Source organism: Enterobacter wuhouensis (assembly GCF_035835995.1).
Lineage (GTDB): Bacteria > Pseudomonadota > Gammaproteobacteria > Enterobacterales > Enterobacteriaceae > Enterobacter > Enterobacter wuhouensis.
In genome coordinates, this window is the sequence record NZ_CP142124.1 from 1,875,353 (window position 1) to 1,891,429 (window position 16,077).

Annotated in this window: 12 protein-coding genes; 7 read left to right on the forward strand and 5 right to left on the reverse strand. The window is 56.6% G+C overall.

Annotated features, from left to right (window positions below):
- Nucleotides 1-21: 21 nt before the first annotated feature.
- Together VPX56_RS08960 and comR are read right to left on the reverse strand one after the other, a co-directional pair.
- Complete coding sequence (locus VPX56_RS08960; RefSeq protein ID WP_326471210.1) at nt 22-2,220, reverse strand: TonB-dependent siderophore receptor; 2,199 nt, start codon at nt 2,218-2,220, stop codon at nt 22-24.
- Nucleotides 2,221-2,393: 173 nt separating this feature from the next.
- A complete protein-coding gene (gene comR / locus VPX56_RS08965) occupies nt 2,394-3,029 on the reverse strand; it encodes a TetR family copper-responsive transcriptional repressor ComR (protein ID WP_131634308.1) in 636 nt (211 codons plus the stop codon).
- 244 nt (nt 3,030-3,273) lie between these two features.
- Here comR and bhsA point away from each other — a divergent pair, with 244 nt between their 5' ends.
- Nucleotides 3,274-3,531 carry a multiple stress resistance protein BhsA gene (gene bhsA, locus VPX56_RS08970; RefSeq protein WP_119934653.1) on the forward strand — a complete coding sequence of 86 codons (258 nt, stop codon included), beginning with the start codon at nt 3,274-3,276 and terminating at the stop codon, nt 3,529-3,531.
- 80 nt (nt 3,532-3,611) lie between these two features.
- Here bhsA and ldtC read toward each other — a convergent pair whose 3' ends face one another.
- From ldtC to VPX56_RS08985, 3 genes are all read right to left on the reverse strand, one after another.
- Nucleotides 3,612-4,577 (reverse strand): L,D-transpeptidase LdtC, encoded by a 966-nt coding sequence (gene ldtC, locus VPX56_RS08975; protein ID WP_326471214.1) that lies wholly within the window; start codon nt 4,575-4,577, stop codon nt 3,612-3,614.
- A 151-nt stretch (nt 4,578-4,728) separates the two neighbouring features.
- Nucleotides 4,729-8,175, reverse strand: a complete 3,447-nt coding sequence (gene mfd / locus VPX56_RS08980; protein ID WP_326471216.1) for a transcription-repair coupling factor — start codon at nt 8,173-8,175, stop codon at nt 4,729-4,731.
- A gap of 148 nt (nt 8,176-8,323) precedes the next feature.
- Entirely contained in the window at nt 8,324-9,397 is a 1,074-nt protein-coding gene (locus VPX56_RS08985) for an acyltransferase family protein (RefSeq protein ID WP_131634311.1), read from the reverse strand.
- 257 nt (nt 9,398-9,654) lie between these two features.
- Here VPX56_RS08985 and lolC point away from each other — a divergent pair, with 257 nt between their 5' ends.
- The 6 genes from lolC (at nt 9,655) to VPX56_RS09015 (ending at nt 16,040) form a co-directional block, all read left to right on the forward strand.
- On the forward strand, nt 9,655-10,854 hold the full coding sequence (gene lolC, locus VPX56_RS08990) for a lipoprotein-releasing ABC transporter permease subunit LolC (RefSeq protein ID WP_326471219.1): 1,200 nt from the start codon (nt 9,655-9,657) through the stop codon (nt 10,852-10,854).
- Nucleotides 10,847-11,548: a lipoprotein-releasing ABC transporter ATP-binding protein LolD gene (lolD, locus tag VPX56_RS08995; protein WP_131634313.1), complete on the forward strand. Its 702-nt coding sequence runs from the start codon at nt 10,847-10,849 to the stop codon at nt 11,546-11,548. Before lolC ends, lolD begins: the two co-directional genes overlap by 8 nt.
- On the forward strand, nt 11,548-12,792 hold the full coding sequence (lolE, locus tag VPX56_RS09000; protein WP_131634314.1) for a lipoprotein-releasing ABC transporter permease subunit LolE: 1,245 nt from the start codon (nt 11,548-11,550) through the stop codon (nt 12,790-12,792). Before lolD ends, lolE begins: the two co-directional genes overlap by 1 nt.
- 54 nt (nt 12,793-12,846) lie before the next feature.
- On the forward strand, nt 12,847-13,758 hold the full coding sequence (gene nagK, locus VPX56_RS09005) for an N-acetylglucosamine kinase (RefSeq protein ID WP_131634315.1): 912 nt from the start codon (nt 12,847-12,849) through the stop codon (nt 13,756-13,758).
- A gap of 15 nt (nt 13,759-13,773) precedes the next feature.
- Nucleotides 13,774-14,595, forward strand: a complete 822-nt coding sequence (gene cobB / locus VPX56_RS09010) for a Sir2 family NAD+-dependent deacetylase (RefSeq protein WP_131634316.1) — start codon at nt 13,774-13,776, stop codon at nt 14,593-14,595.
- Between the two features lie 215 nt (nt 14,596-14,810).
- Nucleotides 14,811-16,040, forward strand: coding sequence for an EAL and HDOD domain-containing protein (locus VPX56_RS09015; RefSeq protein ID WP_326471225.1), 1,230 nt, complete (start codon nt 14,811-14,813; stop codon nt 16,038-16,040).
- Nucleotides 16,041-16,077 lie beyond the last annotated feature (37 nt).

The following is a 16,077-nucleotide window of genomic DNA, read 5'->3' on the forward strand; positions in this document are numbered from 1 at the left end:
GAGGAGCTTTTTTTTTGCCGCTTAGAACGTCAGCGCGTAGTTCAGACCAAAGGTGCGGCCCCGGCCTTTATACTCATATAACGCTGCGTTGCCGTAGTTTGGGCTATACAACAGCGGCGCGCGCTGCCCCCACACGGTGGTGTACTGTTTATCCAGCAGGTTTTCGATGCTGAACGACAGTTTGCCCAGCGGCAGCTGATAGCTGCTCAGGAAATCAACGGTGTTGTAACCGTCAATTTTGTTTCCTGCCGCGTCGCTCAGATCGAAGGTCTGCTGAGTTTGCAGACGCAGGGTCCACGGCTCGGGCGCCCAGCCGACGTAGGCCGTCGCCTTCGACGGCGACGCCTGCGTCACGTCCCATTTTTCCCACGAGCCGTTGGTCTTAATCTCCGATTTCAGCACGTTAACGTTACCGCCAACGCTCCATACGCTATCAGGAATAAAGTAATCCACCGCGCCTTCCACGCCATAGATCCGCCGTTCCTGCGGGTTAACGTCGATAGTCATATCGGCGCGGTTGATGTCGATAGACTTGTCAGAGAGGGAGTAGTAGGCCGCAATCTGGGTGCGCAGGTTATTCCCGGTAAAGCGCCAGCCCAGCTCGTAGGAATCCACCTTGATACCTTCGAGCTGCGCGTCGCCAGGATTCACGCTCTTGATTAACGCCAAGTGACCCTGGGCATCCGGTTTTGCATAGGAACCGTTGCCGTAGTATTTGCCCGGGTCCGGCAGCTCAACGCCCTGTGAGAAATTAAACCAGACCTGCTGCTGCTCCGTGATATGCGCAAGGATCCCGGCGTTAAACAGCAGGTTGTCGTAATCGGTTTTGCCACCCGGGATGGCGTCTGCCGACCTGGCCGTTCCGTTAGCGATTGCCTGCTGCTGTGAATAAGCAACAAAATCATCAACCCGATTTTCGGTCCACTGATAGCGAACGCCGCCGCTCAGGGTGAAAACATCATTGATGTCGTAGCTGTTTTGCAGGAATGGCGCAACGTTGGTGATGCTGTAGCCCGGGTAACGGCCCGTTGTGTATTTGGACGCGTTGTTCATCCCGCCTGACGGCACTGAGTTCGCCAGGTCAAAGAACATCTGGTTGGAATTAAAGGTTTCGTGGTCGGCATCAAGCCCCCAGGTCATCTGCCAGCCGTCCAGCGGCGTGCTGTTCAGCGTCAGCTTTGCGCCGTACTGATCGGTGTTTTGCTCCGAGGCCGAGAAGCTGGTGATGGTTTTTTTCTTTTGATCGACGGTCGGGAAGGGGTAAAAGCGCAGGGATTCGTCGCGATAGTAAATTTGCCCGACCAGCTCCTGCCCCCAGAAATCAGAGTCTGAATACTGCAGGCTGATCAGGTGGCGCTCGGTGCCCGGAATGCGGTCGGAGCTGAACCCGCTGCGGGTGCGCGCCGTTCCGTTCCCAAGCACCGCGCTCATGTTTTTATCCAGGTAAAGCCCGTAATCATCGTCGCCCTGGCTTTTATAGTATTGGGTCACGACCTGAAGCTGGCGCGTCTCGTCGATCTCGATCGTACCGGTTCCCATCACGTCCAGACGATCGGAGTGCTGTAACCCTGTCTGGGTATTGTCGAAGGTGAGGGCATCGCCGTTACCGTCGTACCATCCGCCAAAACGCTGATAGGCCACGGACAGGCGTCCCGAGGCGTGGTCATTTCCGCCGCTGACGGCTGCGGCAACGCGTTCGTCACGATCGTTACCGTTGTTAAAGCCGGTTTTGCCCCCCAGCTCCAGATCGACCTGCGTCTCTGGCTGCCCTTTTTTAGTCACGATATTGATCAGCCCGCCCGTACTGCCGCCGCCGTAGAGGGCTGTTGAACCGGAAATGACTTCAATATGATCGATGTTAAAGGGATCGATGGAATCGAGCTGGCGGCTGTCGGTTCTCGAGGAGTTAAGGCGTACGCCATCCACCAGCACGACGATCGCGCGGCCGCGCATATTCATGCCGTAGTTAGTTCGCCCCTGGCTGCTGACGTCCATCCCCGGGATCAATTGCCCAAGAATGTCCTTGAACTCTTTGCCGCCCTGAACCTGTTGTTCAATTTCCTGACGTTCAATCACCCACGTGGTTTGCGCCATCTCCGCCACGGTGCGGTGGCTGCGGTTAGCGCTGACGACCAGGTTTTCTTCAGTGGTTTGTTCAGCGTAAAGCGGCATTGCCATAGCCAGCAATACCGGATTGAGCACCCAGAGGCTCTTTTTCATCATCATTCCTTATTGAGCATTCGCTCTTTTATTGGCAGGTCGTAGAAAAGCAAACAAAAATATGCAAATGCGAATACTGCCGATAATAAAAAGCATTATCAACCTGAGAGAAATTAGGGGTTGCGAAAACTCAGTAGGGAAGAAGCAAAAAGGGCGGCAAGCCGCCCTGAGGATTAGATTTTGAGAAGCTCGGGCCACAGGCGCAGCGTGGTCCGGGTAATGCTTTGCAATTTCTCCAGCGATGCGCCTTCACGAGCGCTGATCGACATACCCTGCAAAATACAGCTCAGGTATTGCGCCAGCTCCTGCGGACGGCAGTGCGCCGGAATTTCGCCGCGCTGCTGGCGCTGCGCCAGGAACGTGCTCAGCGTCTCTTCCTGCATGGCGTGGCGTGATTTCACCGTATTAGCGATCTCTTTAGAGGAGGCCGCAAGGGTGGCGGAGGTGTTAATCATAAAACAGCCCGCGGGTGTATCTTTGCTGGTAAAGCAGGTGGCGACGGCGCAGAAATAATCCTGCAGCGCCTGCTCGACGCTTTTTTCTTCACAGAAGAGCTGGGCTTCGTGTTTCGCCGCAAAGCGCGAAATGTACCGGTCCAGTACTGCCCTGAACAGCCCCTCTTTATTCGTAAATTCTGCATACAGCGTCGGCGCTTTGGCTCCGGTGGCTTCCACCAGATCGGAGAGCGAGGTCGCTTCATACCCATGTTGCCAGAAGAGTGTCATGGCCTTATCAAGCGCTGCATCCCTGTCGAACACTTTTGGTCGGCCACGGCTTTTCTTCGCGCAACTCGTGACGTCGGTTGTCATTTGCCGTTGGTCCTCTGTTGGTTTAGTGAATGACCATTATAAAAATAAACCACATTCGTAACCAGCGCTGTTTTCTTAAAAATAAATTAATCCTATGGTTATGAAAATTAACGAAATTAAAATTAAATTAACGGTCGTTATAAAAATATGTTGACGTGTGACCTGGATCACATCTATCATTTACCTATCGATCGTTAAGTAAATAACTTGCGACCCCAAATTCATCTGCCTAAAGGTAAAAATCATGAAAAACGTAAAAACCCTGATCGCTGCCGCTGTACTGAGTTCAATGTCATTCGCAAGCTTTGCCGCTGTAGAAGTGCAATCTACGCCGGTTGACCAGCATAAAGTGGGTACCATCTCTGCAAGCGCAGGCACTAACCTGGGCTCACTGGAAGACCAGCTGGCTCAGAAAGCTGAAGCTATGGGTGCCAAATCGTTCCGCATCACCTCAGTGACCGGTCCGAACACCCTGCACGGTACTGCCGTCATCTACAAATAAACGTAACGAAACCCTCCGCTACGTTTAATGCCACTGCAATAAAAAACGCCCTGCACATGCAGGGCGTTTTTCGTTGTCTCTTACATCGACTGTTGGGCAATATCGTGGTGCCTGGTGACATCCGTCGGCATACCGGAGCGCGCTTCCATCGCGCGTTCCATCACCGCGCCATCGGTTGCGGCGTGCGTTTTGAAGTTCACCATGGCCGCATTCAGGTTAATCGGCAGGGTTTGCGGATCGTCACCGATGTTTTTCGATAACGGCTGATGGATCTCGACCAGGCGTACGCCGCCCGGCTCTTCAGATACCTTGATTGGCGTGTTGATGATATTCACCTTCGTGCCCGGGGTAATCACCTTGTAGAGCGTTTTAATATCGTCATCGCGCAGGCGAATACAGCCAGAGCTGACGCGCATCCCGATCCCGAAATCCGCATTGGTTCCGTGCAGAAGATAAACGCCACCGTAAGCGGCAAGGCGGATCGCGTGGTGCCCCATCGGGTTATCGGGCCCTGCCGGCACCACTGCCGGGAGGTCAATACCCTGCGCTTTATAACGCGCGCGTATGTTGGCCGTTGGTGTCCATGTTGGGTTGGCACGCTTATCGGATACCGTCGTTACCATCGTCGGCGTGAGCGTGTCGCCGCCCAGTTGACCAATACCGATAGGGTAGACGGTGACTTCGTTCTTGCCTGGCGGATAGTAATAAAGGCGCAGTTCTGCGAGGTTAATGACGATCCCTTCGCGCGGCGCGGCGGGCAAAATGGTCTGCAGCGGAATGGTCAGTACGCTACCCGCGCGCGGGACATACGGATCAACGCCGGGATTGGCCTGCAGCAAGGCCAGGAACCCAACGTTATATTTCTTTGCAATCGCTTCCAGTGAACCACCGTTGTTTTCAACCACATGAAAACGATTTTGTCCGACGACGTTGCTGCCGGCAGGCGGAAGCGGCCAGGTATTTGCATGAGCCGGAAGCGCCATCGCGACGGTGGCAGCCAGCGCAAAGAGGGTTATCCAGCGAGTAAAACGCGAAGAGGTCATCATCACCATAATCCATATAAATATTAAGGTTATTGTTTTATAAGGCGTTAATGATAATTATGGTGAATGTACGTGTCGGGAAGATCGGGTGAAATGCAAAGACTTTGTAAATTGTCACCCCCGGTAGCATGACGCTAGCGGGGGTGAAGGAGGATTACGCGATCGCGTTTTCTTCAAGCTGGCGCATAAAGTTCCGCACCCAGTCCATACGGGTCTTGCGCTCCGCCAGCTCCTGAGTGAACTTCAGGCGCGTTGGGCCGTCCAGGCGGAAATGCTGAGGTTGTTTTTGCAGCAGGCCAATCAGCCACATCGGGTCGACGTGGTTTTTCTCTGCAAACTCGATCGTGCCGCCTTTTTCGTTCCCCTCAAGCTTGCGAATACCCAGCTTCTGCGCCTGTTGCCGCAGCCGGGCGATATCCAGCAGATTTCTCGCCGCATCCGGCAGCAGCCCGAAGCGGTCGATCAGCTCCACCTTGATCTCTTCCAGCTCATTTTCCTTTTTCGCACTGGCGATACGCTTGTAGAACGACAGGCGAGTATTCACGTCAGGAATGAAATCATCCGGCAGCAGGGAAGGCATGCGCAGCTCCACCTCCGTCTGCTGGCTGGTGAGATCTTCCAGCGACGGCTCGCGCCCCGCTTTCAGGGCATCGACGGCGTTTTCCAAAAGCTCCATGTACAGCGAGAAGCCGATGGTTTCCATCGAGCCGCTCTGGTCTTCGCCCAGCAGCTCTCCGGCGCCGCGGATCTCGAGATCGTGGGTCGCTAACGCAAAGCCCGCACCGAGATCTTCCAGCGAGGCGATCGCTTCCAGACGCTTTTGTGCGTCGGTGGTCATCGCTTTCGGATGCGGGGTCAGCAGCCAGGCGTAGGCCTGATGGTGCGAACGTCCGACGCGGCCGCGAAGCTGATGAAGCTGCGCCAGACCAAAATGATCCGCGCGTTCGATAATGATGGTGTTCGCGGTCGGAATGTCGATACCGGTTTCGATGATGGTGGTACACACCAGCACGTTAAAGCGCTGGTGGTGGAAGTCGTTCATCACCCGCTCCAGCTCGCGCTCGCGCATCTGTCCGTGACCGATGGCGATCCGCGCTTCCGGCACCAGCTCCGCCAGCCTGTCTGCTGCTTTCTGGATATTTTCTACGTCGTTGTAGAGGTAATACACCTGGCCACCGCGCAGCACTTCGCGCAGGATCGCCTCGCGCACCACCAGATTGTCATACTCGCGGACGAAGGTTTTCACCGCCAGACGGCGGGCAGGCGGCGTGGCGATAATCGACAGATCGCGCATGCCGCTCATCGCCATGTTCAGCGTACGCGGAATTGGCGTAGCGGTCAGGGTAAGGATATCGACGTCGGCGCGCATGGCTTTGATACGCTCTTTATGGCGCACGCCGAAGCGGTGCTCTTCGTCGACGATCAGCAGCCCCAGATCCTTCCACTTCACGTCGCTTTGCAGCAGCTTGTGGGTGCCGATCAGAATGTCGATTTTGCCGTCAGTGGCCTGCTCCAGAATCTGCGTCTGCTCTTTGGCGCTGCGGAAACGCGAGAGCATCTCGATGCGCACCGGCCAGTTGGCGAAGCGGTCGCGGAAGTTGTCGAAGTGCTGCTGGGCAAGCAGGGTGGTCGGGACCAGCACTGCCACCTGCTTGTTATTCTCCACAGCCAGGAAGGCGGCGCGCATCGCCACTTCGGTTTTACCGAAGCCCACGTCACCGCACACTAATCGGTCCATCGCCAGCGGCTGGCACATGTCGCTCAGGACGGCATTGATGGCCTGAGCCTGATCCGGCGTGGTTTCAAACGGGAAGCTATCGCAGAACAGCTGATACTGTTCTTTGTCGTGCTTAAAGGCGAAGCCCTCTTTCGCCGCGCGCTGGGCGTAGATGTCCAGCAGTTCCGCCGCCACGTCGCGCACTTTTTCCGCCGCCTTCTGACGCGCGCGCGCCCAGGCGTCGCCGCCCAGCTTGTGCAGCGGGGCATTATCTTCTGCACCGCCCGCATACCGGCTGATCAGGTGCAGGGATGACACCGGCACGTAGAGTTTCGCGTCGTTGGCGTAGGTGAGCATCAGGTATTCGCCTTTGATGCCGCCCGCTTCCAGAGTGGTCATCCCCTGATAGCGCCCGACGCCGTGCTCGAGGTGTACGATCGGCTGGCCCGGGTGCAGTTCGGCCAGGTTGCGGATCAGCGTGTCCGGGTTAATGGTGCGGCGGCTGTCCTGACGACGGCGCGCGACGCGCTCGCCCAGCAGGTCGCTCTCGCAGATCAGGGCGATGTTATTGATCGTATCGATAAACCCGTGCTCGGCGGCACCGATCATCAGATAGCGGCCGTTACCGCTGGCCTCGCTCAGGCGCAGAATACGCTTCGGCGCGATTTTGATGCGCCCCAGCAGTTCACCCAACGCTTCACGGCGGCCTTCGCTCTCGACGGAGAACACAACCGGTCCGGTAAAGGACTCCAGGAACTTGCGCAAATTATCCAGCGGGGATTTTTGCTGCGCCTGTACGGCCAGGTCGGGCAGCGTCTGGAAGGCCAGGTTGGTATTGGCGGCTTTATCGGCCAGCGAGTCGGTTTTGAGCTGCATGCGCGGCCAGCGCTTCAGCTCCGCGTTCAGCTCGTCGGTGCGCAGCCACAGCGTTTCCGGCGGCAGCAGCGGGCGCATCGGGTCAACGCCCCGGTTCTCAAAGCGGGCGCGTGTTTCGCTTTCAAAGCGGCTGGCGCTGGCGTCGATATCCCCCGTATTCACAATCAGCGTATTGGCCGGGAAGTAGCTAAACAGGGCGGGCAGCGGCTCGTTAAAGAACAGCGGCTGCCAGTATTCGATCCCGGCAGGAAGCGTGCCTTTGCTGACCTGCTGATAGATATGTTCAGCATCGCGCTTGACGTCGAATTTATCGCGCCACTGGCTGCGGAACAGCTCAATGGCGGTTTTGTCCGTCGGGAATTCATGCGCGGGCAGTAAATTGATGGAGTCAACTTCCTCCAGCGTGCGCTGGGTGTCGGCGTCAAACACCCGCAGGCTGTCGATTTCATCATCGAAGAAATCCAGGCGATACGGCTGGTCGCTGCCCATCGGATAGAGATCGAGAAGCGCGCCGCGCGTGGCGTATTCGCCGTGCTCCATAACCTGATCGACGTGACGATAGCCGGCGCTGTCCAGCTGCGCGCGCAGGGCGTCACGGGACAAACGCTGGCCTTTTTTCATCACCAGGGCATGGCCGTGCAGATAGCTGTGCGGACACACGCGCTGCATCAGCGTGTTGACCGGCACAATCAGCACGCCGCGCTGCATGGTTGGAAGCTGATACAGCGTCGACAGGCGCGAGGAGATAATCTCCTGATGCGGGGAGAAGCTGTCGTACGGCAGCGTTTCCCAGTCGGCCAGGCTGAACACCAGGCTATCGGTGAACTGGCGAATTTCATCGTGCAGGCGCAGGGCATTTTGCATGTCCGGCGCAACCAGTACGACCGGGCCCGGATGGCGCTCGGCAATTTCTGCCACCAGCGTGGCGCAGGCTGCGCCCGTGAGTTCGCCCAGCTGGCGCTGATCGCCCGCTTTCACAGGCAAGGAATAACGATAGTGTTCAGGCATGGCTATGTCAGATTCTCTTATGGATATACCTACAGTATTGGGGCATATCTCTGATACGCAATGCCTTTATTATCCGCGATCGTTTTGCATTAGCAAATCGTAACCGCACGGGGAGAGATTTTGCCCCCGAAAGGGGGCAGGGAGGGGATTAGCGGGTAGCCGGAGCCGCGGAGAGGCGCGTTGGCGGCGAGAAAAAGAGATCGCCAAACAGCGCGGTAGAGAGCTTACGCGCGCCCAGGCCCACCAGCGTGCAGACAAGCAGGCTGACAAATGGATAGACCAGAATCAGCGTTAACTCTGCCCAGACCGGCCAGTACGCGGCGTTCATTTCACCGATCAGGATCAGGCTAAACGCCTCGATTAAGATGCGGTGGGTGGTATAAATCGCAATCGTATTTGACCCCACCACGTTGAGCAGGTTGCTGGGATGCACGGCATAACGCTGCTCGAGGCTGTAGAAGAGCTTCATGATCAGCACTATCGACAGCAGGGAGAGCAGGAGAGGAACATTCGCAAACCACAGCACCACGGACACCGCGCCAAACGCGAGCGTCGGCAGCCAGACGCGGCGCATGACCAGCCCCTTCATCCACGTCATCAGCTGTGCCCCGTACCAGGCGCCCATGCTGTAGTAGATCATATTGCGCACCACGCTGTTCATGCCCCACCACGGCAGCGGAAGGAAGTTAATCGCCACGCTGGCTAACGCCAGAATACCCAGCATCGGCAGCTTCCAGCGGCTCAGCAGTTTACACAGCGTGAAATAGACCACCAGCGCGTAGAGATACCACAGGCTGGTGCTGGCGGTAAGCATGCCGCGGAGAAAGCCGGTTATTGAATCGGCATAGGCGGCATTTGACGAGGTTGCCAGTTCACGCTCCGGCGCAAGCCAGGCGTTCAGGTGGCTCAGGGCCTGCCACTGTAAGATGCCCCACAGCGCCAGCACCCAGACGATGCTCCAGATCCGTTTGTCGAGGCTGGTGCGCCAGTCCACCTCGTCAATGTAACGACGGATAAGATAGCCAGAGATAAAGAAGAATACCGGCATGCGGAACGGGGCGAGATAGAGATTAAAATAGACCCAGCATTTGGCGAGCAGCCCGGACAGCGGGTGCTGCAGCCCGTCCAGATGAGGATAAAAGGTGATCACCGAGTGGTAAATCACCACCAGGCAGATGCACAGCCCTTTTATCTGGTTAATCCATAATGCTTTTTGTTTCATCGGTTACGAAGACCTGTTTTGCCATAAACGAAGGAGCAATTGTTGTAAAACCCAGCCCCGATGTAACGGGTAACAGTCTGTATCAGGACGCTTTTCGGAAAAGGTGGAGGCTGATTGAGTGGCGATTGACGAGTAGTATCCTGATTTATCTGATTTTTTCGGAAAAATGATTACCAAAGCTTACGGTTTCAGTCATTTACGCTTAGCGGATTCGCTTATATACTCGTGGGTCTGCTATCAGCAACCAGACGGATTTCATGTACCAACCTGTCGCACTTTTCATAGGCTTACGTTACATGCGTGGGCGCGCCGCGGACCGCTTCGGTCGCTTTGTCTCCTGGCTTTCGACTATTGGCATTACGCTTGGCGTGATGGCACTGGTGACGGTGCTTTCCGTCATGAACGGCTTCGAACGCGAGCTGCAAAACAACATCCTGGGGCTGATGCCGCAGGCCGTTCTCTCATCGAACAACGGTTCCGTTAACCCGCAACAGCTGCCGGAAAGCGCGGCGAAGTTGCAGGGCATCACGCGCGTTGCGCCGTTAACCACGGGTGACGTGGTGCTGCAAAGCGCGCGGAGCGTGGCGGTCGGCGTGATGCTGGGGATTGACCCGGCGCAAAATGACCCGCTGACGCCGTACCTGGTGAACGTCAAACAGACGGACCTCGAGCCTGGCAAATACAACGTGATCCTCGGCGAGCAGCTTGCCGGGCAGCTTGGCGTCAACCGTGGCGACCAGCTGCGTGTAATGGTGCCGTCTGCCAGCCAGTTTACGCCGATGGGCCGTCTGCCGAGCCAGCGTCTGTTTAACGTGATTGGCACCTTTGCCGCCAACAGCGAAGTCGATGGCTACCAGATGCTGGTCAACATTCAGGACGCCTCGCGCCTGATGCGCTACCCGGCGGGGAACATCACCGGCTGGCGACTGTGGCTCGACGCGCCGCTGAAGGTCGATACCCTCAGCCAGCAAAAACTGCCGGACGGCACTAAATGGCAGGACTGGCGCGACCGCAAAGGCGAGCTTTTCCAGGCCGTGCGCATGGAAAAGAACATGATGGGGCTGCTGCTGAGCCTGATCGTGGCGGTTGCCGCGTTTAACATCATTACCTCCCTTGGCCTGATGGTGATGGAAAAGCAGGGCGAAGTCGCCATTCTGCAAACCCAGGGGCTGACGCCGCGCCAGATTATGGCGGTGTTTATGGTTCAGGGCGCCAGCGCCGGGATCATCGGGGCGCTGCTCGGCGCCGTGCTGGGGGCGCTGCTTGCCAGCCAGCTCAACAACTTAATGCCGATTATCGGTGCACTGCTTGACGGCGCGGCGCTGCCGGTCGCCATTGAGCCGCTGCAGGTGGTCGGGATTGCGCTGGCCGCGATGGCCATTGCGCTGCTGTCTACGCTTTATCCTTCCTGGCGCGCCGCCGCCACTCAACCCGCAGAGGCTTTACGTTATGAATAAGATCCTGTTGCAATGCGACAACCTGTCCAAACGCTATCAGGAAGGCAATGTGCAGACCGACGTGCTGCACAATGTGAGCTTTAGCGTGGGTGAAGGCGAGATGATGGCGATTGTCGGCAGCTCGGGCTCCGGTAAAAGCACGCTGCTGCACCTGCTGGGCGGCCTTGATACGCCGACCGAAGGTGACGTGATTTTCTCCGGTCAGCCGATGAGCAAGATGTCCTCTGCGGCAAAAGCCGAACTGCGTAACCGCGAGCTGGGCTTTATCTACCAGTTCCACCATCTGCTGCCGGACTTCACGGCGCTGGAAAACGTGGCGATGCCGCTGCTGATCGGCAAAAAGAAACCGGCTGAAATTAACGCCCGCGCGACCGACATGCTGAAGGCGGTTGGGCTGGGCCACCGTGGGAACCACCGTCCCTCAGAGCTTTCCGGCGGCGAGCGCCAGCGTGTGGCGATTGCCCGTGCGCTGGTGAATAATCCGCGTCTGGTGCTGGCGGATGAACCTACCGGTAACCTGGACGCGCGCAATGCGGACAGTATTTTCCAGCTTTTAGGTGAACTGAACGCCTCGCAGGGCACCGCGTTTCTGGTGGTGACCCACGATCTGCAGCTGGCAAAACGGATGGGTCGCCAGCTTGAGATGCGCGACGGTCATTTGAACGCGGAACTGACCCTGATGGGGGCAGAGTAATGGCTTCACCGTTATCGTTACTCATCGGGTTACGCTTTAGCCGCGGTCGACGTCGCGGCGGCATGGTCTCGCTTATCTCCGTGATCTCCACCGTGGGTATCGCGCTGGGCGTGGCGGTGCTGATCGTGGGCCTTAGCGCCATGAACGGCTTTGAGCGTGAGCTGAACAACCGCATTCTTGCGGTAGTGCCGCACGGTGAAATCGAACCGGTTAACCAGCCGTGGGCCAACTGGAGCGATGCCCTGTCCAAAATGGAAAAAGTGCCGGGCATTGTAGCCGCTGCACCCTACATCAACTTTACCGGGCTGGTGGAGAGCGGCGTTAACCTGCGTGCCATTCAGGTGAAAGGGGTCAATCCCGCTCAGGAGGCGCGTCTTAGCGCGCTGCCAAACTATGTGCAGAACGGCGCATGGGCCAACTTTAAGGCCGGCGAGCAGCAGATCATCATGGGTAAAGGCGTTGCCGATGCCCTTAAGGTGAAGCAGGGCGACTGGGTGTCGATCATGATCCCGAACGCCAGCGCCGACCACAAGCTGCAGCAGCCTAAGCGCGTGCGCCTGCACGTCACCGGCATCCTGCAGCTGAGCGGCCAGCTTGACCACAGCTTTGCGATGGTGCCGATGGAAGATGCGCGACAGTACCTCGACATGGGCGATAGCGTGACGGGTATTGCCATTAAGGTGAACGACGTCTTTAACGCCAATAAGCTGGTGCGCGATGCGGGCGGCGTGACCAATAACTATGTCTACATCAAAAGCTGGATCGGCACTTACGGGTATATGTACCGTGATATCCAGATGATCCGCGCCATTATGTACCTGGCGATGGTGCTGGTGATTGGTGTCGCGTGCTTTAATATCGTTTCAACGCTGGTGATGGCGGTCAAGGACAAGAGCGGCGATATCGCCGTGCTGCGTACCCTCGGGGCGAAAGACGGTCTTATTCGCGCCATTTTCGTCTGGTACGGTCTGCTGGCGGGGCTGTTCGGCAGCCTCTGCGGCGTGGCGATCGGCGTGGTGGTTTCACTCCAGCTGACGCCAATTATCAACGGGATTGAAAAGCTTATCGGCCATCAGTTCCTGTCGGGCGATATCTATTTTATTGACTTCCTGCCGTCTGAACTGCACTGGCTGGACGTCTTTTACGTGCTGGTTACAGCACTTTTACTGAGTCTGCTGGCAAGCTGGTATCCGGCGCGTCGCGCAAGCCGAATTGATCCGGCGAGGGTACTAAGTGGCCAGTAATTACGTCATGGCGTAGCGGTCCCGGGGCCGCTATGTCAGAAAGAGGAATGCGTTATGTATTACGGATTTGATATTGGCGGCACCAAAATTGCGCTCGGCGCGTTTGATAACGATCTCAAACTGCAGTGGGAAACCCGCGTTCCCACGCCGCGCGAAAGCTACGACGCGTTTTTAACCACTATCGCCGCGCTGGTGGCGCAGGCGGATGAACGCTTTGGTGTCAAAGGCAGCGTCGGCATTGGGATCCCGGGTATGCCCGAAACCGATGACGGCACGCTGTACGCTGCCAACGTGCCTGCCGCCAGCGGCAAACCGCTGCGCGCCGATCTCTCTGCCCTCCTTGAACGCGACGTGCGTTTAGATAACGATGCCAACTGTTTCGCTCTCTCCGAGGCCTGGGACGATGAGTTTCGCCAGTACCCGCTGGTCATGGGGCTGATCCTCGGCACGGGAGTCGGCGGAGGGATTGTCATTAACGGTAAACCGATAACCGGTCGCAGCTATATCACCGGGGAATTCGGGCATATCCGCCTGCCGGTGGATGCGCTGGAGGTGGTGGGGCGTGATTTCCCGCTTACCCGCTGCGGCTGCGGCCAACACGGCTGCATCGAGAATTATCTCTCAGGACGTGGGTTTGCATGGCTTTACGAACACTTCTATCATCAGAAACTTGAGGCCCCCCAGATCATCACCCTGTGGGAACAAGGGGATGAACAGGCGCGCGAGCACGTTGAGCGCTATCTGGATCTGCTGGCGGTGTGTCTGGGCACTATCCTGACCATCGTCGATCCGGATCTGCTGGTGCTTGGCGGCGGGCTGTCAAACTTTACCGCGATTACGGAACGGTTGTCCGGGCGATTGCCCCGACATTTACTGCCGGTCGCCCGCGTGCCGCGTATCGAACGCGCGCGGCACGGGGACGCGGGAGGCATGCGCGGAGCCGCATTCCTTCATCTTACCGATTAGTCTTACGAGGTTACTATGCTGTCGCGTCGCCAGGGTCGACTCAGCCGTTTTCGCAAAAATAAACGCCGCCTGCGTGAGCGCTTGCGCCAGCGGATCTTTTTCAGAGACAGAATGATGCCAGAAGCGATGGATAAACCCAGAGTCGTGGTGTTGACCGGGGCGGGGATCTCCGCCGAGTCAGGAATTCGAACCTTCCGCGCGGCGGACGGGCTTTGGGAGGAGCACCGCGTTGAGGATGTGGCGACGCCGGAAGGTTTCGCCCGTGACCCGGACCTGGTGCAGGAATTCTATAATGCCCGCCGTCGCCAGCTTCAGCAGCCTGAGATTGCGCCTAACGCGGCGCATCTGGCGCTGGCAAAGCTGGAAGAGGCGCTGGGCGATCGTTTCCTTCTGGTCACGCAGAATATCGACAACCTGCACGAGCGGGCCGGCAACAAGAACATCATCCACATGCACGGTGAACTGCTCAAGGTGCGCTGCGCCTGGAGCGGTCAGGTGCTGGACTGGAAAGAGGACGTGCTGCCGGAAGACAAATGCCACTGCTGCCAGTTTCCTGCGCGTTTACGCCCGCACGTGGTGTGGTTCGGCGAAATGCCGCTGGGCATGGATGAGATCTACAGCGCGCTGGCAATGGCGGACGTGTTTATCGCCATCGGCACGTCAGGACACGTCTATCCGGCGGCGGGATTTGTCCACGAGGCCAAACTGCAGGGTGCGCACACCGTGGAGCTTAACCTTGAGCCGAGCCAGGTGGGCAGCGAGTTCGAAGAAAAGCACTATGGTCTGGCAAGTACGGTGGTACCCGAATTCGTTGATAAGCTGTTGAAAGGACTATAGCGGCTTTCCCTTAAAAAAAGCACTCTTACGGAGTGCTTTTTTATTTCCACACGCAAATCGTTTATTTAAATTAAATTTCCCTGACCGGAATCCGGTTAATTAGTGTGGATACTTTTTGTTTTGTGGATGAATTCAAAATAGATTTCAATAATGCTCGTTATCACTCAGAAAAAAGAGGATGCTACGCCATAAAGAATCGATAAGGAGGATGGGGAATGTATGCATTTATCGCGCGACAGCCCATTTTTAACACGGACATGAATACGGTTGCATATGAGCTGCTTTTCAGAGATGGAATGACGAACCGCTTTCCCGATGTGTCGGCAGAATACGCCACCTCCCGGATGATATCGGACCAGTTTTTATGCGTTCCGTCTCAGCGTATTGCGGGAACACACACCTCGTTTATCAACTTTCCTTCACGAATGGTAATCGACGGGAGCGGTGAAGCGCTGGACAAAGACAGCGTCGTGATTGAGATCCTTGAGGATGCGGTTCCCGGCGCCGAGCTTCTGCAGGCGGTTAAAGAGATGAGCGCTCGCGGATATCGCTTCGCGCTGGATGATTTTACCCTTGCACCGGAGTGGGATGTTTTTTTACCCTATATTTCGATACTGAAATTCGATGTACAAAATAATACCCTGGCGCAAATTCAAGGTTATCTGCAATCGCGTAAAGCTCAGACCGCTCACGTTCAGTATCTCGCTGAAAAAGTTGAGACTAAAGAGGAATTTAAAATATATCGCGATGCAGGTTTTACTCTTTTTCAGGGTTACTTCTTTTGTCGGCCCGAGGTAATAAAATATAAACGGCTGTCGCAGAACCAGCTTGCGATTTTCCGCCTGCAGATGGAGGTGGGGCGCAATAAACCCGATTTCAGGATCATCGAGTCGTTGATAAAAACCGATCTCACCTTGTCCTATAAAATCATGCGCTATATGAAGCATACCGCGTTTAAATATGGCGGCAGCATCAACTTCAGTAAGCTAACCCTGAGCGAAGTGCTTATGTATCTCGGTGAGAATCAGATCCGCAGATTTGTGGCGGTGGTGGTTCTGGCCTGCGCGGGCAATGATACCGTGAACGAGCTGTATCCCTTGAGCATGATGCGGGGTAAATTCTGCGAGCTGATTGCGCAGAAGATGGATAAGCCGCTGCTGGCTGAAAATGCTTTTATCTGCGGTTTGTTCTCGCTGCTTGATACTCTCCTGGATTTGCCGATGGTTGAGCTGATGAAGCAAATTGCGGTACCGCAGAGCGTGAGTAATGCGCTGTGTCACCAGGAGGGAGTGTTAGCCGATATCGTTACGCTGTGCCGCTACTATGAACAGCAGAACTGGGATGAGGCGCTCAGAATGGGTCAGGCTCTACACCTGTCCGAGGAGGACGTTGTCGAAGCGATGCGAATGGCAACGATCTGGGCAGGAGAGAATGCGGTGAGTTGACGCGTCCTCACGCCAAAGCGGCGTGAGGACGCGGGGG

Excerpts from the sequence above, each read along its gene's own strand:
- VPX56_RS08960 (WP_326471210.1), bottom strand. The coding sequence starts at position 2,220 with ATGAAAAAGAGCCTCTGGGTGCTCAATCCGGTATTGCTGGCTATGGCA.
- comR (WP_131634308.1), bottom strand. The coding sequence starts at position 3,029 with ATGACAACCGACGTCACGAGTTGCGCGAAGAAAAGCCGTGGCCGACCA.
- bhsA (WP_119934653.1), top strand. The coding sequence starts at position 3,274 with ATGAAAAACGTAAAAACCCTGATCGCTGCCGCTGTACTGAGTTCAATG.
- ldtC (WP_326471214.1), bottom strand. The coding sequence starts at position 4,577 with ATGATGACCTCTTCGCGTTTTACTCGCTGGATAACCCTCTTTGCGCTG.
- mfd (WP_326471216.1), bottom strand. The coding sequence starts at position 8,175 with ATGCCTGAACACTATCGTTATTCCTTGCCTGTGAAAGCGGGCGATCAG.
- VPX56_RS08985 (WP_131634311.1), bottom strand. The coding sequence starts at position 9,397 with ATGAAACAAAAAGCATTATGGATTAACCAGATAAAAGGGCTGTGCATC.
- lolC (WP_326471219.1), top strand. The coding sequence starts at position 9,655 with ATGTACCAACCTGTCGCACTTTTCATAGGCTTACGTTACATGCGTGGG.
- lolD (WP_131634313.1), top strand. The coding sequence starts at position 10,847 with ATGAATAAGATCCTGTTGCAATGCGACAACCTGTCCAAACGCTATCAG.
- lolE (WP_131634314.1), top strand. The coding sequence starts at position 11,548 with ATGGCTTCACCGTTATCGTTACTCATCGGGTTACGCTTTAGCCGCGGT.
- nagK (WP_131634315.1), top strand. The coding sequence starts at position 12,847 with ATGTATTACGGATTTGATATTGGCGGCACCAAAATTGCGCTCGGCGCG.
- cobB (WP_131634316.1), top strand. The coding sequence starts at position 13,774 with ATGCTGTCGCGTCGCCAGGGTCGACTCAGCCGTTTTCGCAAAAATAAA.
- VPX56_RS09015 (WP_326471225.1), top strand. The coding sequence starts at position 14,811 with ATGTATGCATTTATCGCGCGACAGCCCATTTTTAACACGGACATGAAT.